Origin of the sequence: Haloferax chudinovii (genome assembly GCF_042663345.1) — an archaeon.
GTDB classification, from domain to species: Archaea; Halobacteriota; Halobacteria; order Halobacteriales; family Haloferacaceae; genus Haloferax; species Haloferax chudinovii.
Genome location: NZ_JBHTAB010000001.1, coordinates 194656 through 218980, shown reverse-complemented (window position 1 = coordinate 218980; position 24325 = coordinate 194656). Strand labels below are relative to the sequence as shown.

Sequence of the window (24325 nt, the reverse complement as noted above, 5' to 3'; positions counted from 1 at the left end):
GTTAGCGGTCGAGCCAGTTGTCGGCGAACTGGAGCGTCGACCCGTCGGGCGCGCCGATGTCGCCTTTGTACTGCGAGCCGGCCCCGTAGAGGCTCGGTTGCCACCACAGGAAGAGGTGACCGGCGCGGTCCTCGTGGAGAATCTCCGTCGCCTGGTGGTAGAGCTCGGCGCGCTCCTGTTCGTCGTAGATGGTGCGCGCCTCCTCGACGAGCGCGTTGTAGTCCTCGTTCACCCAGTTGGTGAAGAAGAACGCCCCGTTGGGGTGCAGGAACTTGTAGAACGACACGTCGGGGTACCAGAGCGCGAGGTAGGAGCTCGTCGTCGCCTGGAAGTCGCGGTTCGAGTAGACGTCCGAGAGCCACGTGCTCCACGTAATCTGCTGGATTTCGAGGTTGATGCCGACCTCGGCGGCGTCGGCGGCGATGACCTCCGCGGCCTGCACCTGCGTCGGGTAGGACTGCGGAATTTTGAACGTCGCCGTGTAGCCGTCGGACATGCCGGCGGCGTCGAGGTGCTCTTGGGCCTTGTCGAGGTCGCGTGGACGCGGTTCGATGTCCGGGTTGACCCACGGGCTACCGGGCGTCGCCGGGGTCGCCGTGGTCTGGCCGGTGCCGTAGAGGGCCGCTTCGGCGACCTTCTCCTTGTCGATGGCGTAGTCGAGCGCGAGGCGGGCGTCCTTGTCGTCGAACGGTGCCACGTCGCAGTTCAGGCCGAGGTAGACGAGCGATTTCGGGAACTGCTTCTCGAATCGAACGTCGGGGGCCTGCTCGACGCGGGAGACGTCCTTCGGCGCGATGCCGTTGATGAAATCGTACTCGTCGGCGAGGAACGACTGGAGGCGAACGCTCGGGTCCGGTACCTCGCTTTTGACGATGGTGTCGATGAACGGGCCATCCTCGTCCGACGCGCCCCAGTAGTCCTCGTTGCGCGTCATCGTGAACGAGGTCTCGATTTCGCGGCTCTCGAACTTGTACGGGCCGGTTCCGATGGGTTCTTCGACCATGTCCTTCTCGGCGTTCTCGGCGGGCATGACCGACAGCTCCGCCGTCGCCATCTTCGCGAGGAACGGCGCGAACGGTTCGGTGAGTTGGACTTCGAAGGTGTAGTCGTCGGGGGCGCGAAGCTCCTCGACGTGGTCGAAGAAGCCGGTGGCGAGGTAGTCGCCGTTCTGGACGCGCTCGTAGCTCGCGAGCACGTCCTCGGAGGTCATCTCCGTGCCGTTGTGGAAGGTGACGCCCTCCCGGAGATTGAACGTCAGGAGCGTGTTGTCGTCGGACTCCTCCATCGACTCCGCGAGATGCGGCTGGATGGAGTAGTCGTCCTGCAGTGCGACGACCTCCTCGTAGATGTTCTCCAGAACGCGCTTGGAGGCCGCGGAGGTGTCGATGTGCGGGTCGAGACCCTGCACCGGCACCGCGCCGCCCCACTGGAGCGTGCCGCCCTGCTTCCCGCCGCTTGCGGTCGTCGTGTCGGTGCTCTCCGTGCCGTCACTGCCGCCGGAGGACCCCGAATCTTCTGTCGTGCCGTCGTCTGCGCCGCCGCCCGTACACCCCGCGAGCGCCGCGGCGCCGGTCGTCGCCGCCGCCCCGAGGAACGCGCGGCGGTCGAAGCGACCGCGACGCGTCCCATCAGCGGTGCGATCGGGAGAGTCGCTCCCCTTGCTATTCTCTTGCATACAGACCCTCAAATCCGCTACTGTGTGATAAAAATTGTGGTTGTGTGTGTACAATCACTATATCGAGGCGCGAGAGCCGTACTCCCTGCGACAGTTCCGGGAACCGAACGCGAGAGAAGTTCCGGATGGCCACTTTCGCGCCGAGCGAACCGAGATTACTTCGGAGATGTCAACCGCGGGCGGTTCGAGGCTGTCACCCGACCCGGCGTCGGCGACGAACCGCGGAGGGACAACCTCCCCCGCGTCGCCGCGGGCCGTGACTCGCGGCCCGCCGCCTGCGCCGATGACACCGAGAAATTCTGGAAGGCGGTGGGGAGACGCCGCCCGATGGGAGCGTCTCACCCCCGATTAACCGCCGTATCGGTCGCGTCAGCCGCCAGCCAGTACTGTCACGTGTGTGACTGGATTCCAAACAATAAAATAGGGTTAGTCCCGATTCCGGAGACAATGCGAGTCAATCAGCATCGACTCCGCAGTGACATCGAGTCGAACGCGGAGTTCGGGGCCGTCCCGACAGACGAGGGTCGGGGGCGGACGGTCCTGACCGGCAGTGAGGCGGACCGGCGGGCGAGAGAGTTCTTCTGCGAGCGCCTCCGGGACGCCGGTCTCTCCATCACCATCGACGAGGTCGGCAACATCGTCGGGCGGTGGGAGCCAGAGAGCGCGGACCCCGGCGCGGCCCCGGTCGCCACGGGAAGCCACCTCGATTCGGTCCCCGAGGGCGGCATCTTCGACGGCCCCCTCGGCGTCTACGCGGGGCTGGAGAGCGTCCGCGCGATGCAGGACGCCGGCGTCGAGCCGGTCCGCCCCGTCGAGGTCGTGAACTTCACCGAAGAGGAGGGCCAGCGGTTCGGCGGCGGCCTCATCGGGTCGGCGGTCGCCGTCGGCGAACTGGGCGTCACGGAGGCGCTCGACATCGAGGACGCCGATGGGATTCCGCTCGGCGACGTCCTCGCGGACATCGGCTACCGGGGAGACGGGCGAGTCGACGCCGCGGACTGGGACGCGTGGATAGAACTCCACATCGAGCAGTCAAAACGTCTCGAAGACGCGGGAGTTTCCGCCGGCGTCGTCACGAGCATCGTCGGCCTTTCGCGCTGTGCCGTCGAAATCACGGGCGAGGCCGACCACGCCGGGTCGACGCTCATGGACGACCGGTCGGACGCGCTCGCCGCCGCCAGCGAGTTCGTCCTCGACGTGGAGCGCGCGACGAACGAACGCAACGAGGTCTCGGAGACCGCGGTCGGCACCGTCGGCAAGCTCGGGGTCTCGCCGAACGCGCCCAACGTCATCCCCGGGAAAGTCGACCTGACCGTCGACATCCGCGACGTGGCGTACGACTCCATCGAGTACGTCATCGACGAAGCGGAGGCGAGCCTCGACCGCATCGAGGCCGAGCGTCCGGTCGAGACCGCGCTCTCGCACCCGTGGGACCGCAAGCCCGTGGAAATGAGTGAGCGATGCCGCGCCGCGCTCCACGACGCCGGGGCCGACGCCGACCTCGAAACCCTCGACCTCCACTCCGGCGCCGGCCACGACACCATGCACGTCGCGGCCGTCACCGACGCCGCGTTGCTCTTTGCCCCCTCCCGCGACGGCATCTCGCACAACCCCCGCGAGTGGACCGACTGGGCGGACTGCGCCGACGCGACCCGCGTGCTCGCCGGCGCGCTCGCCGACCTCGCAACCGAGTGACGAGGCCGCCGGACGGCAACTGTCGTTTTCGGTTCTGTTCTCCGATTGGTCACCGAGACTGGTGCGTCCGAGTCGGCCGACTCCCGCGTCTACGCGACGGCCGCGTCGTCGAAACGCTCGCTCGGACGAAACACGAATCTTCGAGTAGAACCGCCGAAGGCCGTCTATTCTCACAACTCGGCGCGAGTCGAGTCGCGCAACACACCGCATCGTTTGTACAATGAGAACACAGAGGAGTAGCGGTCTAATTCGCTGTTTCAGTCCTTAATAAGGTAGTATTTAGTTTTGATGCCCCCTAAATTGCGCTATGTTGCGGCAACCTGTTCGATTTATCGGTCTCTTCGGAAGTGACCGTTTGTCAAATACAAACACCTATGCCGCGGGAGCTTCGAACTGGACTATGGCAGACGAACCCACGACCGGCTCGCCGCGGACCCTGAAAACGGTGTCGCGCGCGTTCGACGTCGTTCGTGCGCTCGAGGAGTTAGACGGCGCGCGGGTGACGGAGCTGGCGAACCACCTCGACCTCTCGAAGAGCGTCGTCTACAACTATCTGAGCACGCTTCGGGCGGAGAAGTTCGTCGTGAAGGAAGGAGACACCTACCAGCTGTCACTGCAGTTCCTCCTCGTGGGCGAGTACGTCCGGTACCAGAACATCCTCTACCGCATCGGCAAGCCCGAAATCGAGGAGCTCGCGGAGAAGACCGGCGAGTACGCCCACTTAGCGACCGAACAGCACGGGCTGGGAGTCAACCTCTACAAGGTGAGCGGCGAGAAGGCCGTCGGGAGCGACTACCAGGTGAACAAACTCCAACGCGCCGACTACCTCCACTTCTCAGCGACGGGGAAGGCGATTCTCGCGCACCTCCCGAAAGAGCGCGTCGAGTGGATTATCGACCAGTACGGCCTGCCGGGCAAGACCGAGGCGACCATCACGACCCGCGAGGAGCTCTTCGAGGAGTTGGAGACGATTCGCGACCGGGGCTACTCGCTCAACGACGAAGAGGAGATAAAGGGCTTGCAGGCCATCGGCGCGCCGGTGACGAACCGGCACGGACGCGTCCTCGGCTCCATCAGCGTCTCCGGGCCCGTCCGCCGGATGAAACAGCCGGAGTACCACGAACAGCTCATCGAGAACGTCGTTAACACCGCCAACGTCATCGAAGTGAACGTCAACATGGAGGAGTCCGACGACGACTTCCCGACGTTCAGTTAGTCGGCCGCGTCGTCCAGAGAGGTTCACGTCGGGGGCGTCGTCGGCAGTCCTCGACAGCGTCTCCCCGTCGACATCTCCCGTCCGGTTCACAAACGGAGAACCGACGGTCTCGGCCGGACTGTTTCGAGTCGGAGACCCAATCGTCGCGAGCGCACGACCGACCGACCCACATCCCCCAAACGTCGTTATCGCGGTTTCGAAGCCGCCTTCGGGCCGTATTCCGTCCGCCAATCGAGTCGAACATGCGCGAACGTCGGGGCGTCGCGCGCCCAGCGACGGCGTGAGATCGGACCACCAGAGAGCCGACGGGCGACAGCGATGACCACAGATGGTTGACCAAATAAGAACACAACCCAATTTTCAGTCGTCGAATGTCCATCTATTCGTCAGATTCTATCGATTCCATTTGGTTCACAATCTGCCGTCGAGACGTCTGACCAACTGCGGCCAGCGACTGACAACTCCCGGGCGGATGTCGGCCCCATTACACAGCTATTTGTGTAATTTGATTGGCTGTCACGGTTCGACCGGCGGGCACGCGGGACTGGGGCCAAACCGTCGTCGACGAGCGGACACACGCGGTCGACTGAGCGAGTCCAGACGGGAGTATCCCACTCCGAAAACGCGGTTGTTAAACCACCAAATAGTGCAATTAAAAAACAATACTACCTCGATTCGAACGGATGAGCGATAGCACCCGAAAGTCACGAATAGACTGGACGATTCCGACGCCCACAGAGACGGTTCTGAGAATCTTTCTTGGCACGAAACAGCCTACAATTTGTAAAATTTGTAGAAATCTCACCAAGTTTGGAAGTCGACGGTCACGCTATGCCCGCAGTTCGCACTTCCAATATTGTTCAGATCACACAATAGTGATGGGACGATAGAGCGGGACGGAGGCGAACCGGCCTCACCCGGAGTCGCCGGTATCGGCGTCGTCGGCCTCGGGGTCGAGCGGTCGCCGGACCACGAGCACCGGGCCGACCGTCTGCTCGGCGACGCGGTCGGAGGTCTCGCCGAAGAGGCGGCCGCGGAGCGTGGGTTTCTCCTCCCCCATCACGACGACGTCGTGGTCGGCCGCGCCCTCGATGAGCGCCCCGAGCGGGTTCTGTGCGACGACGACGACGCGCGAGATGTGCTCCCTGCAGACGCCGAGGACGGCCAGTTCGTTGGCGACCTCGTCGAGGAGTCGTTCGCCCTCGGAGACCGCGTCGTCGTCCTCGGCGGCGTGGAACAGCGTGAGTTCGATGTCCTCGCGTCTCCCGACGGCCGCGGCGACCTTGGTAATCGTTTCGAGGTTGATGTCCTCCTTTATCGGGACGATGACGCGGTCGATGGTCGGAGCGGGGTTCGAGAGCAACACCGCGTCACAGTCCGCCTCGGTGGCGATGCGCTCCGTCGTCTGGTCGGTGTCGTGGGTGAACACGAGTCGCGTCTCGACTGTCGCACCCGCGGATTCGAACGCCGAGACGAGCTCGTCGAGTTCGTCGCGGACCTTCGATTCGAACTGTTCTCTGGCCTGTTCGGGGGCCGTCTGCTCGGGTATCTCGTGGTACGCGAGGAGGACGACCGTCGTCTCCGAGAGCAGGCGGGTCAGTTGGTCGGGAATCACCTGTCCCGCCAGCACGGCGACGGGAACGAGCACGCGAACGTCGTCGGGATTACGCATCGGAGCTCACCCCCTTGAGGCGCACGTCTCTGGCGTAGACGAAGTACCACGCCAGCGCCGCGAGCGCGACGACGACGCCGACCGCCTGCGAGAGCGGTTGCATGAACGCGACGAGACTGAAGCTCGCGAGCGCCCCGAGCACCGGGACGACCGGGTAGCCGGGGATGCGGAACGACGGGTCGTACCACGCGGGGTTCGACCGGCGGAGCGCGATGAGCGCCACGCAGATGAGCCCGTAGGTGACGAGGTGCAGGAACGACGCGACCTCGGCGAGCACCTCCGTCCGGCCGACGGCGACGAGGACGACCGTCGGCCCGCCGACGAGCGCGAGCGCGACGTGGGGCGTCCCGTACCGCAGGTTGATTCGCGCGAGTTGCGTCGGGACCAGCGCGTCGCGGCTGAGCGCGTAGAGCGCGCGCGAGGAGCTGAGAATCGAGGCGTTCGCGCTCGACACCGTCGCGAAGAGCCCGGCGACGAGGATGGCGACCGCGCCGGGAAACCCGAGGTACGAGCGGGCGACCTCGACGATTGCCGTCTCGCCGAAAGAGGCGAGTCGGGCGCTCCCGAACGCGCCGGTCGAGACGAGAATCGTCACGACGTACAGCACGCCGACGACGACCACGGAGCCGACCATCGCGAGCGGGAGGTTCCGCCCGGGGTTCGTTATCTCGCCCGCGACCGTCGCCACCTGCGCGAACCCGAGGTACGAGGTGAACACGAGCGCCGCCGTGGTGAAGATGCTGAGCGTCCCGAAGGGCATGAACTCCTCGGGGACGGTCTGGCGGCCGAACAGCCCGAGCGTGTCGAGCGAGCCATAGACGAGGAAGACGAGGAGGATACCGAGGAGCAGGCTCACGATGCCGTTCTGGAGCTTCGTCGCGTTCTCGGTCCCGAACATGCTGAGCGCCGTCAAGACGAGTCCGAAGCCGACGCCGAGCACCGCCACGAGCGGCAGGTCGGCGACCATCGACGCCGCGCCCAACTCCGCCAGCACGGCGATGGCGTACTGCGCGAAGCCGACGAGATAGAACGCCGAGGCGAACACCAGCCCCAGCCAGAGCCCGATGCCGACGACAGCGCCGAACGCCGACCCCATCCCGCGAGAGATGAAGTAGTACGCGCCGCCGCTTTTCGGCATCGCCGTCGCCAACTCGGAGGTCGGAAGGGCGACCAACAGCGCGATGACCGCCCCGAGCCCGAACGAGAGCGTGGCCGCGGGCCCCGCCTGCCCGGCGGCGAGGCCGGGAAAGACGAAGATACCCGCGCCGACCATCGTTCCGATACCGATTGCGAGGCCGCCCCGGAGGCCGATTGTCCGCTCTAACTCGGTCCCGCTTTCGAGGACCGTCACCTCGTCGGCCGCGTCCCCGACGTCGACCGCCGGGTCCGACGAACCGACCACTGCCCCGTCGCCGGGCGGGTCACCCCCGAGCGCCGAACCGCCGTCGTTTCCATCGGACATTGTAACGCCCCGTTATCACGGCTCCCCAATATATCTAATACCCGTTATATTGAGGGCGGCCGGGTCGGCCGGCGGGTGCGACGCCGCCGCCGACGCGTCGTCACCCGCGACGAGAGAAAGCGTTAATCCGTCCGCGGCACGCCCTGCATACAGAACGATGGCGCACGGAACGCGACGCGGCGGCCGGTTCGGGCGGGGGGAGCCGCGGTGAACTGGTCGCGGAAGTCGCTCGACGAACTCGAAGCGTTCTACTGGGAGACGATAGCGCCCGCGATGGACCGTGACGGGATGGACCCGACGCGAGACGTGCCGACCTACGCGTGGCTGACCGAACGCGGCTGGTCGGGCATCGCCTACGCGCTCCGCGAGAAACACGGCCTCACGCCGCGGCAGTTCTTCGTCGAGGTCGTCGGCCTCGGCGGCGAGGACGACGACGAGGGCTACGACTGGGGCATCGACGACGACCGCACCGTCGAGGCGTTCGAGTCCTACCTCGACATGCTCGAATCGCGGCGCGGCCTCGCGGACTCGACACTGCCGACCCGCCGGACCCACCTCGCGCGGTTCGCCCGGGTCTACCGCGACCGATACGGGTCGGCGGACCTGCTTTCCCGACTCGACGACCGCGACGCCGAGCCCGACGAGATAGACCGCTGTCTCGCGGTTCTCGACGAGTTCGACGCCGAACTCGCCACCGACGGAACGAAGCTCAAATACCTGCAGACGGTCCGGTCGTTCTACGAGTACCTCGTCGACTTCCGGCGCGCGCGGTACAACCCCGTCGAGAACGCCGCGAAGCAGTTCCGCTGGGAGCAGGGCCAACCCGACAACCGCACCATGACGGCCGACCAAGTGAGCGACGTGTACGCCGTCGCCGACGACCTCGAAGACCGCCTGCTCGTCATCGGTCTCGCCGGGTGGGGACTCCGCCCGAACGAACTCGCGTCGCTCCGCGCCTCCCAGCTCGCCCTCTCCGGCGACGACCCCCACATCGCGTTCGAAGCGCGGAAGAACGGGCCGGGGACCGTCGCGCTCCTCTACGGCGTCGACGCCGTCGCCGCGCGCATCGACGCACTCGCCGCGGACGACGACTGGAACGGCGCGCTGTTTCCCTCCTCGCGAGCCGCCTCGGGCCACATCGCCCGCGAGACGGTCAACCGCCGGTTCAAGCGCCTCGCCGACGAGGCGGGCGTGACCGTCGACGGCGAGGTCCCGACCGCGAAGCTCTGTCGGCGCTTCTGGTACACCGCGTATCAGGAAGCGGTCGACGAGATGCTCGCCCAGTTGGAGGGCGTCGCCGCCGACCAAGGGTCGAAAAGCGCCGGCGTCGTCATGTCGAACTACCTCTCCGAGGAGCGCCGCCGGTCGTTCCGTCGGCAGGCGATGCGCGAGACGCTGGCCGGGGTGTTCGAGTCCGCCGGCGAGCCTGCGACCGTCGAGACACAGATGCCGCAGTGACTGTGACTGCCGGCGTCACCCCGGTCCGTGCTCCGCGAGGCGACCGCGTCTCCGGAGCGTTCGGTGGAACGAAGCTCGTCTCGTGAGCAGTCGCCGACGTCGGTTGTCGTGGCTTTTACCCGTATCGAGGAGTGACCGTCGAGCATGGATCTTCAGGTTACCGGCCTGAACGGTCTCGAAGAGCGGGTCGAGAGCGCGTTGGACCGACTCGGCGAACTGCAAGCGGGCACGCGAGTGCAGTCGGACGCATTCTTCTCACAGCCGTTCATGAGCGACCACACCGAGTTCGATTCGTTTGCCGCGTTCTGCGAACAGAGTCCGTGGACCCTCGACGACGTCAGCGATGTGCAGAACGTCTCTCGTGACCAACTCAACGGATACATCGACGCGACGACTGACTTCGAGACGTGGGAGGAGATGAAAACCCGGGCCGCGGAAGAGGATCTCATCAGCCAAATCGTCCCCTGACTAGCCGACGGAGGGAACCGCGGTCAAGAGGTGATACAGGCCGTAGCTGACGAGACCCGCGCCGAGCATCGAGCCAACCCACGAACCGAGGGTAATGCCGACTTTCCGCGGCGAGACGCCGCTCCCGCCGGACGAACTCGCCGCGAGCCCACTGCCGACGATGCTCGCAATCATCACTTTGTTGAACGAGATCGGGATTCCCAGTACGATTGCGAGCTGGGCGATGAGAAAGGCGGGAATCAGGGCGGCTATCGACCGCCGGGGCCCGAGCGAGGCGTACTCGTTCGAGACGGCCTGCACGAGTCGCGGCCCTCGAATCCACGCACCGAGGAGAATCCCGCCGCCGCCGAGCGTAAGCAGGAAGATAGACGGGAGTTGGAGGTCCGTCTCGAACACCGCTTCCAGTGGGCCGGTCGCCAGCCCGACCTGCGAGCCACCGCTCGTAAACACGACGATGAGTCCCAGCACGACCAGAAACTGATTGATGCCCGCGGTCTCGTCGCGTCGGAGCAACCCGCGTGTCCCGACGAGCGCAACGAGACCGCAGAGCGCGCTCACGACCACCATCCCGAGGGTGTACGAGCCCCCAACGACCGTCGGAAGAAGCTGGGACGTCGTGGCGAGGTATCGAGCGACTGACCCCTGTGCCCCGCTCGCAGTCGGGATGACCGTGAGTTGGATGTTGGCCAGCGCATAGCCGACTGCGCCGCCGAGGACCGGGATACCGACGGTTTCGGGAATCGAGTCGCTTCGAAGCCCGCGCGCGAGACCGTACGCGAGGACGGCCTCGACGATGGGAATCGCGAACCAGAACCCGAGGATGACGACGTACTCGTGGACGGCAAATCCGCCGCCGAGGGCGATACCGGACCCGATCATCGCGCCCGTGACGGTGAACGCCGACGGGATCGGATAGCCGTAGGTGTTTCCAATCGTGATGAGCGTCGCGGCAGTCAACAGGGCCGCCGCCGCCGCTATCGGCGTGATTGCCACGCCGGTCACGAGGTCTTTACCGATGGTCTCGGAGATACTACCCCCTTGGAGAATCGCCCCGAGTCCGGCGACGATGCCGACGAGCAGGGCGGCCCGGAGAACCGACAGCGCGTTGGCTCCGACGGCGGGCGCGACGGGGGCCGAGTTGCTGTTCGCTCCGACGGTGAACGACATGAACAGGGCCGCCGAGAGCGCAATCGAGAGCACGAGTGGGACTGATGCCATACTCACCTCACCCGACGCGGTCTCCGGTGGTGTGGTGTCCGGAGCGGTCGGCGACAACGACAAATCCTCATTTGAATGAAAACCGACCCACGAGACTGATGAACCCATCGAAATTGCGTATATCGGCTGATAGTGAGCCAATCGTCTGGATAAGTAATGCGATGCATACGGGTTCCGAATCTCGATGACGGTGACGCGGGGTTCAGCGAGTCGCGTGGGGTGCCGGTCGGCGCGGCGGCGGTCACGACCGTCGACACGAGTCGTCTAGTCGTCATCGGCGTGCTACTCGTCGCCGGACTGGGCATCGCCTACCGGCGGCGAGAGCGCGGCCGAGCGCGAACGTGACCCCTCACCGGTGCTCGCGTGCGGCTTCGACCGAGGCGAAGAAGCCGAAGTACGCGACGACGCCCGCACCAAGACAGAGGTAGAAGGCCCACTGTGGCCCGTCGAGAACGTCGAACAGGACCGAAACGACCGCGACCGTCACCTACGTCAGGGCGAAAAGCAGGTCGGTCAGCATGCCCGAGCGGTGTTCGCGCACGTGGGTTCGAATACGTCTCCGCGAGGCTCATCGGCGGGTCACCCCGTCGGGAGCCCCGAGTGGCGGTTCGTCCTCGCGTGGGTCGTGTCGTACATCGGTTACGTTTCTGCTTCCGCTTTCTTTTCGTATACGTGTACGTCCGCGTCTCGCCGAGATGGCTCTCTCACTTGATGGCGACGCGGTTTTTCGCCCCGGCCTCGACCTGCCGGTCGAGACAGTTGTAGCAGGCGTTCAGCGTTCCGCCGCCGAACCACTCGAACGGGGGTTCGTCCTCCGGAAGGACCGAATCGTCGGTGACGGTCGCCTGCTCGACGAACGGCGACGGAGGTGGAACTTCCTCGTCTTCGGCCATCCTCGTTTCGAAGTCCGGGCCACGACCGTTCGACATACAGGAGTGACGTCGGCCTCATCGCGTTAACACGTTCGTCGGGGTGGGCGACCCGGCGCGTCGAGAGCGTCCGCCAAGCTTCTTGTGTCAGCCAGTCCCAGCCCACGTATGCCGACACCGTCCCCCTTTTCCCGACGTATCGGGAGCGAGCGCGTCGCGGGAACCCGCGAGTCCGTCATCCGGGAGATGACCCGCGAGGCGCACGAACACGACGCCATCAACCTCTCGCAGGGCATTCCCGACGAGGACGAGACGCCGGCGAGCGTGAAGCGCGCGGCGAAAGACGCAATCGACACGTCGAGCCAGTACACCATCACGTGGGGTCTGCCGGCGCTCCGCGAGGCGGTCTCGGAGCGCTACGCCGAGTGGAAGGGCGTCCGCTACGACCCCGAAACGGAGGTCACCGTCACCACGGGAACGAGCGAGGCCGTCGTCTCGACGCTCCTCGCGCTCTGTGACCCCGGCGACGGCGTCATCTACTTCGAGCCGACCTACGAGAGCTACATCCCGGCGGTCCAGTTCGCCGGCGGCGAGCCGATGCCGCTCGACATCACCGACGGCCTCGAACTCGACGCCGACGCGCTGTGGGACGCCGCCGAAAACGCGTCGATGCTGATTCTCAACCACCCGCACAACCCGACGGGGAACGTCTTTTCGCCCGCCGAACTCGAACTCGTCGCGGACGTCGCCGACGCGGAGGACCTCGTCGTCGTCACCGACGAGATATACGAGCACATCGTCTACGCGGACGACTACATCAGCCCCGTCGAAGTCGACGGGCTCGCCGGGCGGACCGTCGTCTGCACGGGGCTGTCGAAGACGTACTCCGTGACGGGCTGGCGCGTCGGGTTCGCCCTCGCGCCCGAACCGCTTTCGGCCGAGTTGCGGAAGGTCCACGACTACACGAGCATCTGCGCGCCGACGCCGTTCCAGCGGGCGGGCGTCGAGGCGCTGTCGCTCCCGGCGGACTACTACGACGACCTCTCGAACTCCTACGAGCGCCGCGGCGAACTGCTGTACGACGGGCTCCGCGAGGTCGGCCTCGACCCCGTGAAACCGGACGGCGCGTACTACATGCTGACGCGCTATCCGGGCGACGCCGACGACACCGAGTTCGCCCACAGACTCGTCCGCGAGGCCGGCGTCGCGGTCGTCCCCGGGAGCAGTTTCTACACCGAAGGCTCCGCCGACTGGGTCCGCTTTACGTTCTCCCGCAACGAGGCGACCATCGAGGAGGCGCTCCGGCGACTCGACGAGAACCGATTCTGGTAGCTCGGCGGCGGTCCAGTAGCGGCGCGGTCGGCCCTCGTCAGGCGTCGTCCGACGACGCCGCGCTCGACTCCTGAGCCGAGTCCGAGTCCCCGTCGCGCTCGACGCCGCGAATCACGAACCGCGCGCCGGCGTCCGCGGCGTCCTCGTAGCCGACCGACCAGCCGTGGGCGTCGGCGATGGCTCGGACGATGGCGAGGCCGAGGCCGGTGCCGTCGGTGGCCGTGGTGAAGCCGGATTCGAAGAGCTTCGGGCGGTCAACCGGCGGCACGCCGGGGCCGTCGTCCTCGACGAAAAAGCCGTCACGGGTCGCGCCGACCGTGACGGCCACGCCGTCGCCGACGTGTTCGACCGAGTTCCGAAACAGGTTCTCGAAGAGTTGGAGGAGCCGGGTCCGGTCCGCGGCGAACGACGCGCTCTCCGCGATATCGAGCGTGGCAGTGCCGGTTTCGACGTTCGTCCACGCCTCCGCCGCGACGGCGTCGAGCGAGACCGTCTCGCGCTCGTCGACCGTCCCCCCGCGGGCGACCGCGAGCACGTCGGTGATAATCTCGCCCATGCGCTCGTGGGCCGCCTCGATTCGCTCGACGTGGTCGGGGTCGGGACGCTCAGCCTCCTTTACCAGTTCGAGGTAGCCCTCCGCCACGTTCAGCGGGTTACGCAGGTCGTGGGAGACGACGTTGGCGAACGTTTCGAGCTGTTGTTCGTGCTTCCGTCGGTCAGTCACGTCGTGCGCGTTGACGACGACGCCGCCGACGACGGGGTCGTCGAGCAGGTTCCGACACCGAACGCTGAAGACGCGCCACTCGCGGGTCGAACTGCGGAACCGGAGTTCGGCGGTGGCGTCCTCGTCGGGGCGCTCCAGCGACTCTCGGAACGTCTCGATGGCGGCGTCCTCGTCGTCGGGGTGGAGGAACCGAGCCAGCGACCGCACCTCGCTCGGGTCCTCGTCGGCCCCGAGCGTCTGGGCGGCCGAATCGCTCAGGTAGGTGACCGAGCCGTCGGCGTCGAGGACGAAGATGAGGTCGGAGGCGTTCTCCGTGAGCGCGCGAAACCACCGCTCGCGGACGCGGCGCTCGGTGATGTCGTGGAGGATGTGCAGGTGGCCGCGCACCGCGTCTCGGCCGTCGGTCACGGCCGACCGGTCGACCTCGAAATGCCGCGCCTCGCCGTTGTCGTCGACGACCCGCAGTTCCCCGCCGGATTCGAGCGCCGACGCGGTCTCGACGCCGAACACGTCGGCGACGGGGGAACCAAGCGACGAGAGAGAGGCGTCGAAAAGCGCCCTCGCCGCCGGGTTGCTGTCGGCCAGTCTGTCCTTCCGGTCGACGACGACGACGGGGTCGGCCATCCGCTCGATGACGAGGTCGCGCGCGATGGGGCTGATGTCGAGGATGCGGTACCGCGAGAGACCGACGGCGAACAGCGACGACGTGGCGGCGAACGAGACGGCGATGGGGTTCACGGGTGAGAACGGGAACAAGAGATAGACCGCGCCGACGACGGCGGGGGTGAGTATCGCGACGAACAGGACCAACGCCTGTTTTTTGTATATCTGTCGGCTCCGGAGACAGTGGATGCCGAGGACGACGAGCGCGGTTCCGATGGCGACGTAGCTGTAGCCCACGTCGACCCAGAACAGCGGTCCGAGAACGATTTCGGTTGCCGTGATTCCGCCGACGGTCGCAAACGACAGCGACTTCCACAGAAGCGCGTGGACTCCGAGAGCGTTCGTCGCCGCTCCCGTGATGGTCAATACGGGCCACACGGCGAGCAACGCCGCGGTTCGCCGCGAGACCCACCGCTCGTAGCCCGCGGTTTCGAGGGCGAAAAGGAGGGTGAAAAACACCGACGACTCCGCGGGAACCAACTCCAAAACGAACCACAGGAGCCGGGTGAACGGCGAGTCAGCGAGGAGGAAAAACGCCTCAAAAAGCGACCAACAGCCGGCGCTCACGGTGAGGGCGATGAACCAGCGTCCGCTCGGTTCGTCTCGGTACCGCCACCCGTAGCTCGCGACGCCGGCGGACATCACGGTCGCGAGGACGAGCGCGCCCACGTACGGTGACGGCAAGTGAAACACGTGTACTCGGGTACCCGATTCGGGTACTTAGAAACTCCGGCAGTCGGGCGGCGTGGGACGCTCCCACAGGGCCGTTCGCGGTCCAAAGCCTCTTAACTGACCGGTTAGTAAGCCCCGACAGAAGATGGACGCAGAGACCAGGGACGAGATTCTCGAAGCGACCAACCGGGCGCTCTGCGAGCACGGGTACGCCGGCCTGACGGTACAGCGAATCGCGGACGAGTCGTCGGTGACGAGCGCCGCGATTCACTACCACTTCGACACGAAAGAGGAGCTCCTGAACGCGTTTCTGGACGACCTCATCGAGCGATTCGAGTCGAATCTGTCGTGCGAGGAGTCCGACCCGCGAAAGCGGCTCGACGCGGTTCTCGACGCCGTGTTCAGTCCGAAGGAGCCCGAATCTGACGGCTTTCCCGTGGCTATCATGGAACTGAAGGCGCAAGCGCCCTACCACGAGCTGTTCCGCGAGCGCTTCCTCGACTTCGACGGCCTGATGCGGGAAGTCGTCGCCGACATCGTCCGCGACGGCGTGGAGGCCGGGCACTTCGACGAGACCGACCCCGGAGAGATTGCGCGGCTAATCACGACCATGAGCAACGGCGCACACGCCCGCGCCGTCGCGCTCGACGAACACCCCGCAGAGACCCGGCGAGTCGTCGAGGACGCGCTGGAACTCCACCTCGACTGGACGCCGAGTGAGGGGGCAGACCGATGAGCCTGTTCAAGGGACAAGAGGAGCTCAACCTCACCGAGGGCGGCATCGTCAGGCCGCTTCTCTACCTGTCGCTTCCCATCGTCGTCACGAACCTCCTGCAGACCGCCTACAACCTCGCGGACACGTTCTGGCTCGGCCAGTACTCGACGGAGGCGCTCGCGGCCATCTCGTTCGCCTTCCCGATGGTGTTTCTGCTCATCTCGCTCGGGATGGGACTGTCCGTCGCCGGGAGCGTCCTCGTCGCCCAGCACACCGGGGCCGACGAGACGGACCAAGCCGAGTACGCGGCCTCGCAGACCGTCACGTTCGCGTTCCTCGGCTCCGCGATACTCGGCGCGTTCGGCTACCCGCTCGTCCGGCCGTTCCTCGCGTTCCTCGGGGCCTCGCCGGACGTGTTGCCGGGCGCGACGGCCTACATGCAGGTCATCGCGCTCGGTCTGCCGTTCATGTTCGGCTTCTTCGTGTTCATCTCGCTGATGCGCGGGGCGGGCGACACCATCACGCCGATGCTCGTGATGTTCGGGACTGTCGTCCTCAACGTCGTCCTCGACCCGTTTTTCATCAACGGGTGGGCGCTCGGTCCGATTCAGTTCCCCCAACTCGGGATTCAGGGCGCGGCCATCGCGACCGTCATCTCGCGGGTCCTCGCGATGCTCGTCGGCATCGCCATCATGGTGTCGGGGACCAGAGGCATCCAAATCCACCTCACGGACATGCGCCCGGACCTCCGGTACCTGCGGAAGATTCTCCGCATCGGAATCCCCGCCAGTATCGAGGGGACGGGCCGCGCGCTCTCTATCAACGCGCTTCTCATCGTCGTCGGCCTGTTCTCGACGTCGGTCGTCGCGGCGTTCGGCATCGGGACCCGCGTGTTCTCGGTCATCTTCCTCCCGGCTATCGCCGTCGCGCGCGGCGTCGAGACGATGTCCGGCCAGAACATCGGCGCGGGGAAGTACGACCGCGCGGAGCAGGCGAACTACGTCGCCGCCAAGGGGCTGTTCTTCGTCCTCGGCCTGCTCGGGCTCGCCATCTTCCTCGTTCCGGAGCCCATCGTCTCGGTGTTCACTACCGACGCCGAGGTGCTCGAAGTGGGCGCGGAGTTCCTGCGGTACGTCTCGCTGTCGTTCGGCTTCATCGGTATCATGCGGGCCTTTACCGGCGGCTTCCGGGGTGCGGGCAAGACCATCATCGCCGCGGTGATATCGGTCGTCACGCTCGCCGGCATCCGGCTACCGGTCGCCTTCATCGCGTCGCAGGGGCTCCTGCCGACCGACTTCTGGTTCCTCGGAAGCACCGACGTGCGCGGCATCTGGATCGCCTTTTTCGTCTCGAACATCGTGGGCGCGGCCATCGCGTGGCTCTGGTTCCGTCGGGGAACCTGGCGCGAGGGCGACGTCCGCGGGTCGCCGGCCGGCGGCGAGTTGGAGAACGACGACGTGGAGCTATCGAGCGGGCTGGACTGAAAGACGGGTCGCCGTTGCGGACCCGTCGGGAGTCGATCGCCGAGAGACGGGCGGCCGCGGCCGCAAATCGGGTCGGCGGGCGAACACCACCATGTCCGGAGTAAACCGGGACGGTGATTATCAGAATAGATACCGAGAGTTGACGAGCGTCGCTACGAACCGGTGGCCGTGTATCGGAGAACTAACTTTTCGAGGTCGTATTCCGCAGTAGAGACGGATCCCGGTGTGTGATTGTTACCGATAGTCCCGGCGAGTTCGGCGTATCAACTCCGAGAAGACAGAGTCGGGACGGCCGCAACGGCTCACGAGACTGCCACCCGGTCGGCCAGCGCCGCCGCGGCCGGGTTCCGGCGGAGGGAAGCGTTGATAACGACCGCTCGAATAGGGGCGAGTGAATGCCCGCAGACACCCTAGAGACGTTACTGGACAACCCGGCGATGCGGGAGGCGCTCTCGGTCGTCGTCGAACGGTCGAAACAGGGGACCGAAGAACTCCGCTGGCGCGACGTGAACGACGCGCTGTCGAGCGGTCAGTGGGGTCGCCTCATCGAGCAGGGCGTCCTGACCGACGCCGCGGCCGGCGGCTTCGCCCTGTCGGACCCGGACCGAATCGCCTCGAAACTGCAGTCGCGCGACCCCGGCGTCGAAGACGACAGCGACGACGCCGACTCGTCGTGGTCCCGGGTGGACAAACTCGGCGCGCTCGGCGTCGTCGTCCTGTTCGCCGGCTACTCGAACGCCGGCATCCGAAACGCGGTCGCCGGCGTCGACAACGTCGTGCTCGGCCCGCTGGCGCACTCGATACCGTTCTACGCCGTCGTCATCGTCCTCGCCGCGGCGACCGGCCTCTACTCGACCGTGATTCAGGACCGGCTGAAGGACACGGAACTCCTCGAACGCCACCAAGCCCGGATGGACGACCTGAAATCGCGCCGGGAGGCGGCGAAAGAGCGCGGCGACGACGACGCGCTCGAACGCCTCGAAGAAGAGCAGATGGAGGCGATGGGCGACCAGTGGAGCGTCATGAAAGCGCAGTTCAGGCCGATGGTCTGGATAATGCTCGTCACCATCCCGGCGTTCCTCTGGATGCGCTGGAAGGTCCGCGGCGGCCACGTCGCCGCCGGCTCCGCGCACGTAATCCTCCCGCTCGTCGGCCGGGTAGGCTGGCAGGACGCCGTCTTCGGCCCGATGCCCGCGTGGATCGTCTGGTACTTCCTCTGTTCGTTCGCCGCCAGACAGCTCTGTCAGAAGTTCCTCGGAATCGACCCCTCCGGGACCTCCCGTTCGGACTCGGAGTCCACGACCTCGTCCTGAGCGACGCGAACTGCCCCTCGAAGCGTGCGTCGCGGGGGCCGTGACAATCACTTAGTGGTTTTCAAACCGGTTCGTATAAATCGACGCCGCGACGAGAGTTCGACATGGACCGCGACGAACCCGAGCGGCGAGAGCCGAGCGACTCGCCCGCGACGACGACCGAACTCGACGAGACCGAAATCGAAGCGCTCGTCGAGTACGTCGGAACCGGGCGCGACCGCGGAGCGCTGAGCGGACGCCGCCGCGTGGACGAGTACCGCGACGGCGACGATAGAAACGGTGACAGCGATTTCGGCGACCGCGACGATGACGCACTCGACCGCGAGGCGGCAATCGCACGGTTCCGTGGGCCGGACGAGGTGCTCACGCGAGTCGTACCGCACGCGGGCTACCTCGAAATCCACAAGCGGACGCCCTGCGCCGAGGGCTGTGCGTCGTGCCCGCACGGACCCGCCGTCTACCACGTCCGGTGGGAGCGCCACCCCGGTGGCGAGGACCGACTCCACTGGGTCCTCATCGGTCCCGAGGTCGGCGCGAACTGATTGTCGGCCGCCGGCTCGGCAGTCGGCTCAGCGGTCACCCGCCGCGGTGCGCGGAGTCGCCCGCGAGTCGGACTGTGCCCGCTCGTCGCCCCGGCGACAGCGCATCGGTTCGACCGCCGACTCGATGGGGATGTCGTCGTAGGCGTCGAGCACGTCGCTCCGCGTGACGATGCCGACGACCGTCGCGTTGTCGACCACCGGAACGCGGCCCACGTCGGCGGCCTCCATCGCGTCCACGACGTGGAGGAGGTTGCTGTTCGGCGTCGTCGTGACGACGGTCCGCGTGCCGACGTCCTCGACCGGCGGGTCCGCCGCCGGGTCGTCGTCGCCGTCGAGGGCCTCGATGTTCTCGGTCAGATACGCCTGCGCGTCGCTCTGGACGACGATACCGGCGAGCGACTCGTCCGCCTCGACGATGGGAAGCCCGCCGTGGTCGGTGTCGCGAAGCCGGTTGACGGCCTCCGAAAGTGGCGTCCCGACTTTGACGGTGTCGACGGCGGTCGTCATCACGTCTGCGACGTGCACGTCTTCGATACTCCCGATACGGCGCTCTTGGACCGTGTAGCCGAGGTCGCGGAGCTTCTGGGTGTAGATGGTACTGCCGTTGAGGAGGTAGCTCGCGATTTCGCTCCCGACGACGCTGACCATCAGAAGCGGGAGGATGATGGTGTACTGGCCGGTGAGTTCGAAGATGATGATGATGGCGGTGAGCGGCGCGCCCGCGGTCGCGGCGAAGATGCCGCCCATCCCGACCAGCGCGTACGCGCCCGAGGGGGCCGTCCCGGGGACGAGCGCGTGGACCGCGAGGCCGAACGCGCCGCCGACGGTGGCACCCACGAACAGCGACGGCGAGAACACGCCGCCCGAACTCCCGCTCCCGACCGACAGGGAGAATCCGACCGCCTTGAGGACCGCCAGCGCGACGAGCGCGCCGAAGAGGAAGCCGCCGTCGATGCTCCGGTGGACGACGCCGTACCCGACCCCGAGGAGGAGTCCGGCGGCCGTCCCCGGCCCGACGCCGAGGACGACCGTGCCGACGAGGACGCTCGCACCCAGCAGGAGCCCGCCCAGCGCGGGCTTGAGATAGCCCGGCGCGTCGAGGCGCTCGAAGAAGTGCTCGACGCCGTAGAGCAGTTTCACGAGGCCCGCGCCGACGAGGCCGACGACGACCCCCAAAAGCAGGTAGATGGGAAGTTCGACCGCCGGCGTCACCAACTGGTAGGACGCGGGCACGAGGAACTCGCGGATGCCGGGCGTCGGCGAGAACTCCAGAATCGGGCGGGCGACCGCCGTCGCCGTCAGCGCGGCGAGGACCACCGTGATGACGTGGCCGAGGTAGTACTCCGCGAGGAGGATTTCGAGCGCGAACATGATGCCCCCGATGGGCGTGTTGAACGTGCCCGCGATGCCCGCGGCCGCCCCGGCCGCGACGAGCGTCCGCGTGTGCCGCGACCGGACGAACCGGCCGAAGAACGACCCGGCGGCGCTCCCGATTTGGATGATGGGTCCCTCGCGGCCGAGCGACGCCCCGCTCCCGATGGCGACGCTCGACGCGAGCGTCTTGTAGAGAGCGATTTTCGGGCTGATGCGGCCGCCGCGGTTCAGCATCGCGTCGAGGACGCTCGGCACGCCGTGGCCCTTGACCGCGTCGGTCGTGAGCAGGACGATGACCCCGACGAGAAGGCCGCCGAGCGCGGGGATGGCCGCGTAGCGGAGCGGCCCGAGCGGGGACAAGAGGTCGAAGGTGTTGGTCACGGGCACGAGCGCGAACGAGACGTTGCCCGGGTTGAGCGAGGTGCCGTAGAGCAGTTCCTGCACGACCCAGATACCGACGCGGAAGACGACGGCCCCGACCCCGGCGACGACGCCGATGGCGACCGCTAGCACGTTCATCGCGATATCTTCGTACCGCGGCTCAACCTCCGCCGTCCGTATCGCCCTGCGAATCCGCGCGCGCAGGGTAGACTCGTCACTCGGGTTTTGGGGCATCCGAGTCACTGTTGCTCGATGGGGCGTTTGTCAGTTTCGTTTCGAACACCGAACCGACGAGCGGCCGCGAGGCGGGTCAGCGGGCGGCGCGCACGAGAGCGGCGTGCGTCGCGATGACACAGCCGCCCGCGACGACGCCGACCCACATCAGGAGGTGACCCGCGCCGAGGTCGAACGACACGCCGACGAGCCACAGCCCGACGAGGGTGCCCGCGGACTTCGTGGGGTAGGAGAGTCCGCCACGCGCCGCGAGCTGTAACAGGCCGGTACAGGCGACGCCCAACAGGAGGACGCTGACGACGACGTCGTCGCCGACCTCCGCCGGGGGGCCGCGGAACACGACGGCCGCGACGGCGAGCGCCGCCGCCGACGCGAGGTCGACGCCGAGCGTCGTTCGAGCGAGCGAGCGTTCGACCGGCGATCGCGACTGTGGATTCGTCATGGGTGTCGAGCGGGCACCCGCCGACGCGATGCCGAAACAAGGGGACTGCGCCGGATGGGGTGTCCCGTGTCGAAGCGGTCAACGGTGACGACACCGGGCAGGCTCTGTCACCGAAGGGGCTGTCAGATCGAAGACGATGGTAGCAGTTGGCCGCTTCGTGGCCGTGAAACACGGCAATCGGGGGTTTCGCGTGGACGCTTATAGTCTTTTTCAAGAAGCTTGTCCCCGAAATACCCGACAACCACTTAGCGATTGCCAAACCGAAAACAACACCGCGACTGACCGACCACAGCACACCGATGAACCGCGATTCCGTCGCCCGTCTCACTCGTCTCGTCACCGCGCTCGGAGCCACCCTCGTCCTCCTCGGACTCGCCGTACAGGTCACGACGCTTCGACTCGGACTGCCGCATCCCCCGTGGGAGCTACAGGCCGCGAGCGACGCCGAAGTGCTGGGCGTCGGCCTCTGGTGGGTCGCCGTCGCCACCCGGCTCGTCGGGCCGCCTCGCGCTCCGGGCCGCCGCGTCGCCGAGCGCGAGGCGGTGTACGTCACGCGCGGACTGCTCGACGCGCTGTTGGACCGGGCGGCGCGCGCCGAACCGAACCGTGAATCGCTCTCGCTCGGCACGACCGCCGCGGGCGAGTTAGACGGGGCGGAGTCGCTCGACGAGACCCGGTCGGTGTTCAGCCACTTCGTCCACCCGAGCGCCGGTGCGGCGGTTCGGGGCGTCTTCGGCGTCGACCTCGCGACCGCGCCGGGCCGGACGCCGGGGCAGTTCGTCTCCCACCCGTGGGGACCACTGGCGGCGACGAAGCGCGACACGCTCCGCGAGGTCGTCCTCGTCTCGGTCCCGCCGTGGGACGACGACTGCGTGGCCGCGTTCGACCGGGCGGGGCGGCGGCGTCCGCTCCGCGTCGTCGACGCCGAGCCGCGCGAGTCCTTCGATGAGTCGGTTCAGACGGCCGGTTCCGCGACGGTTCGGTCGACACCGACGCCGGCGGACGGATAGTCACCGCATCGATACAGTTATACGCGACGACTGGCCACGACTGACTGAACCGCCGATTCGCGAGCACAGCGACGGCGTCCCGTGCGGACGCCGCTCGCGTAGTGACGACGCCGGTCGGCGCGACAGACCATGCAATCGCTAACAGCCACTCGCAATCGACCATGAGTTGGAAAGACACCGCAGCACCGGTTCTGAGTCGGATGCCCGCCGTGGCCCGCCCGGACAGCCACGTCCCGTTCCGCCGAAAGCTCGGCTGGACCGCCGGGATTCTCGTCCTGTACTTCTTCCTGACGAACGTCACGCTGTTCGGCGTCGGGACGGGGAGCCAGGACATCTTCGGGCAGTTCCGCTCCATCCTCGGCGGGGGACAGGGGACTATCCTCCAGTTGGGTATCGGTCCCATCGTCACCGCGAGCATCGTCCTCCAACTGCTACAGGGCGGGGACTTGCTCGGCCTCGACACGGACGACCCGGGCGACCAAATCCTCTATCAGGGCCTCCAGAAACTGCTCGTCTTCGGGATGATCGCCCTCCAAGGCCTCCCCATCGTCTTCGCCGGGGGCTACCTCCCGGCGGACCCGGCGGTCGCGAGCGCCCTCGGTGTCGGCGCGGTCGGCGTGAAGTGGCTCATCTTCGCGCAGATATTCGCCGGCGGCGCGCTCGTGTTGTTCATGGACGAGGTCGTCAGCAAGTGGGGCGTCGGCTCCGGTGTCGGCCTGTTCATCATCGCCGGCGTCAGCCAGCGTCTCGTCGGCGGCCTGTTCGCCGACCCGGCCTTCGGCGCGTCGACGACCGGCATCGTCTCCGAGTGGGTCCACGTCCTCGCCGGGACCGAGACGGTTCCGTCGCTCGCGACGGCGAGCGGGATACAGGCGCTCCTGTTCGGCGTGGGCGGCATCGTCCCGCTCATCACGACGCTTCTCATCTTCGGCATCGTCGTCTACGCCGAGAGCGTCCGCGTCGAGATTCCCCTCTCGCACGCCCGCGTCAAGGGTGCCCGCGGTCGCTTCCCCGTGAAGCTCATCTACGCGAGCGTCCTGCCGATGATTTTCGTCCGCGCTCTGCAGGCGAACGTCCAGTTCCTCGGGCGCATCCTCAACAGCCAGTGGGTCGGCATGCCCGCGTGGCTCGGCCAGTACACGAGCGGACAGGTCACCAGTGGCCTGTTCTACTACCTGAACCCGATTCACGCGCCCAGCCAGTGGATGTGGTGGCTCGGGTCGGCGTCGCAGGAGCCGTGGCAGATTCTCGTCCGCGTCGCCATCGACCTGACGCTGATGCTCGTCGGCGGGGCCATCTTCTCCATCTTCTGGGTCGAGACCGCCGACATGGGCCCGGAGGCGACCGCGCGGCAGATTCAGAACTCCGGGATGCAGATTCCCGGCTTCCGCCGTAACCCGCAGGTGATAGAGCGGGTCATGGAGCGGTACATCCCGCAGGTGACGGTCGTCGGCGGCGTCCTCGTCGGCCTGCTCGCCGTCATGGCGAACATGCTCGGCACCATCGGCGGCGTCTCGGGGACGTCGCTCCTCCTCACAGTCTCTATCACGTACAAACTGTACGAGGAAATCGCCGAAGAACAGCTCATGGAGATGCACCCCATGATGCGGACGATGTTCGGCGGGTAGCGCGCCGAGCCGAACCCGGCCGAGAAACATCCGTATTCTGCGGGTGAGAACCCGACGACGACGGCTCGAATCCGGGGC

19 protein-coding genes and 2 pseudogenes are annotated in these 24325 nt (G+C 66.7%); 12 read left to right on the top strand and 9 right to left on the bottom strand.

Features of this window, described 5'->3' with window-relative positions; translation table 11 throughout:
* Position 1: 1 nt before the first annotated feature.
* Positions 2-1675: an ABC transporter substrate-binding protein gene (locus tag ACFQI8_RS01030; protein ID WP_390242258.1), complete on the bottom strand. Its 1674-nt coding sequence runs from the start codon at positions 1673-1675 to the stop codon at positions 2-4.
* A gap of 447 nt (positions 1676-2122) precedes the next feature.
* Between ACFQI8_RS01030 and ACFQI8_RS01025 the strand changes: the two genes are divergently transcribed.
* Positions 2123-3370 carry a Zn-dependent hydrolase gene (locus ACFQI8_RS01025; RefSeq protein ID WP_390242256.1) on the top strand — a complete coding sequence of 416 codons (1248 nt, stop codon included), beginning with the start codon at positions 2123-2125 and terminating at the stop codon, positions 3368-3370.
* Between the two features lie 400 nt (positions 3371-3770).
* Complete coding sequence (locus ACFQI8_RS01020) at positions 3771-4586, top strand: IclR family transcriptional regulator (RefSeq protein WP_390242255.1); 816 nt, start codon at positions 3771-3773, stop codon at positions 4584-4586.
* 913 nt (positions 4587-5499) lie between these two features.
* Here ACFQI8_RS01020 and ACFQI8_RS01015 read toward each other — a convergent pair.
* Together ACFQI8_RS01015 and ACFQI8_RS01010 are read right to left on the bottom strand one after the other, a co-directional pair.
* Positions 5500-6258 carry a universal stress protein gene (locus ACFQI8_RS01015; protein WP_390242254.1) on the bottom strand — a complete coding sequence of 253 codons (759 nt, stop codon included), beginning with the start codon at positions 6256-6258 and terminating at the stop codon, positions 5500-5502.
* Positions 6251-7720 carry an APC family permease gene (locus ACFQI8_RS01010; RefSeq protein WP_390242252.1) on the bottom strand — a complete coding sequence of 490 codons (1470 nt, stop codon included), beginning with the start codon at positions 7718-7720 and terminating at the stop codon, positions 6251-6253. The genes ACFQI8_RS01015 and ACFQI8_RS01010 overlap by 8 nt, the downstream gene beginning before the upstream one ends.
* 207 nt (positions 7721-7927) lie before the next feature.
* Here ACFQI8_RS01010 and ACFQI8_RS01005 point away from each other — a divergent pair, with 207 nt between their 5' ends.
* The gene (locus ACFQI8_RS01005) at positions 7928-9178 is read left to right on the top strand and encodes a tyrosine-type recombinase/integrase (protein ID WP_390242250.1); all 1251 of its coding nucleotides are present in this window, start codon (positions 7928-7930) and stop codon (positions 9176-9178) included.
* Between the two features lie 144 nt (positions 9179-9322).
* Positions 9323-9646, top strand: coding sequence for a hypothetical protein (locus ACFQI8_RS01000; protein WP_390242247.1), 324 nt, complete (start codon positions 9323-9325; stop codon positions 9644-9646).
* On the opposite strand, the gene ACFQI8_RS00995 is transcribed toward ACFQI8_RS01000, so the two are convergent.
* A complete protein-coding gene (locus ACFQI8_RS00995) occupies positions 9647-10864 on the bottom strand; it encodes an inorganic phosphate transporter (RefSeq protein ID WP_390242246.1) in 1218 nt (405 codons plus the stop codon).
* A gap of 156 nt (positions 10865-11020) precedes the next feature.
* On the opposite strand from ACFQI8_RS00995, the gene ACFQI8_RS00990 reads away from it, so the two are divergent.
* Entirely contained in the window at positions 11021-11209 is a 189-nt protein-coding gene (locus ACFQI8_RS00990; protein ID WP_390242245.1) for a hypothetical protein, read from the top strand.
* Positions 11210-11213: 4 nt separating this feature from the next.
* Here the strand turns inward: ACFQI8_RS00990 and ACFQI8_RS00985 are convergent.
* Both ACFQI8_RS00985 and ACFQI8_RS00980 read right to left on the bottom strand, forming a co-directional pair.
* A pseudogene (locus tag ACFQI8_RS00985) lies at positions 11214-11436 on the bottom strand (DUF8119 family protein).
* A gap of 135 nt (positions 11437-11571) precedes the next feature.
* A pseudogene (locus ACFQI8_RS00980) lies at positions 11572-11757 on the bottom strand (acetyl-coenzyme A synthetase N-terminal domain-containing protein); the annotation flags it as partial.
* 144 nt (positions 11758-11901) lie between these two features.
* Between ACFQI8_RS00980 and ACFQI8_RS00975 the strand changes: the two are divergent.
* On the top strand, positions 11902-13065 hold the full coding sequence (locus tag ACFQI8_RS00975; protein WP_390242243.1) for a pyridoxal phosphate-dependent aminotransferase: 1164 nt from the start codon (positions 11902-11904) through the stop codon (positions 13063-13065).
* Positions 13066-13102: 37 nt separating this feature from the next.
* Here the strand turns inward: ACFQI8_RS00975 and ACFQI8_RS00970 are convergent, their stop codons facing one another.
* Positions 13103-15121 (bottom strand): sensor histidine kinase, encoded by a 2019-nt coding sequence (locus ACFQI8_RS00970; protein WP_390242957.1) that lies wholly within the window; start codon positions 15119-15121, stop codon positions 13103-13105.
* A gap of 148 nt (positions 15122-15269) precedes the next feature.
* Between ACFQI8_RS00970 and ACFQI8_RS00965 the strand changes: the two genes are divergently transcribed.
* The 4 genes from ACFQI8_RS00965 to ACFQI8_RS00950 all read left to right on the top strand — a co-directional run bounded on the left by ACFQI8_RS00965 (position 15270) and on the right by ACFQI8_RS00950 (position 19178).
* Entirely contained in the window at positions 15270-15860 is a 591-nt protein-coding gene (locus tag ACFQI8_RS00965; RefSeq protein ID WP_390242242.1) for a TetR/AcrR family transcriptional regulator, read from the top strand.
* Positions 15857-17323, top strand: coding sequence for an MATE family efflux transporter (locus ACFQI8_RS00960; RefSeq protein WP_390242240.1), 1467 nt, complete (start codon positions 15857-15859; stop codon positions 17321-17323). Before ACFQI8_RS00965 ends, ACFQI8_RS00960 begins: the two co-directional genes overlap by 4 nt.
* A gap of 395 nt (positions 17324-17718) precedes the next feature.
* Positions 17719-18636: a DUF106 domain-containing protein gene (locus ACFQI8_RS00955; protein ID WP_390242239.1), complete on the top strand. Its 918-nt coding sequence runs from the start codon at positions 17719-17721 to the stop codon at positions 18634-18636.
* Between the two features lie 104 nt (positions 18637-18740).
* Complete coding sequence (locus tag ACFQI8_RS00950; protein WP_390242236.1) at positions 18741-19178, top strand: hypothetical protein; 438 nt, start codon at positions 18741-18743, stop codon at positions 19176-19178.
* 27 nt (positions 19179-19205) lie between these two features.
* Here the strand turns inward: ACFQI8_RS00950 and ACFQI8_RS00945 are convergent, their stop codons facing one another.
* Entirely contained in the window at positions 19206-21071 is a 1866-nt protein-coding gene (locus tag ACFQI8_RS00945) for a chloride channel protein (protein WP_390242234.1), read from the bottom strand.
* A 172-nt stretch (positions 21072-21243) separates the two neighbouring features.
* Positions 21244-21609 carry a hypothetical protein gene (locus tag ACFQI8_RS00940; RefSeq protein ID WP_390242232.1) on the bottom strand — a complete coding sequence of 122 codons (366 nt, stop codon included), beginning with the start codon at positions 21607-21609 and terminating at the stop codon, positions 21244-21246.
* 299 nt (positions 21610-21908) lie between these two features.
* Between ACFQI8_RS00940 and ACFQI8_RS00935 the strand changes: the two genes are divergently transcribed.
* Positions 21909-22619 carry a hypothetical protein gene (locus ACFQI8_RS00935; protein WP_390242231.1) on the top strand — a complete coding sequence of 237 codons (711 nt, stop codon included), beginning with the start codon at positions 21909-21911 and terminating at the stop codon, positions 22617-22619.
* Between the two features lie 161 nt (positions 22620-22780).
* Positions 22781-24247: a preprotein translocase subunit SecY gene (secY, locus tag ACFQI8_RS00930; RefSeq protein ID WP_390242229.1), complete on the top strand. Its 1467-nt coding sequence runs from the start codon at positions 22781-22783 to the stop codon at positions 24245-24247.
* The last annotated feature ends 78 nt before the right edge of the window (positions 24248-24325 follow it).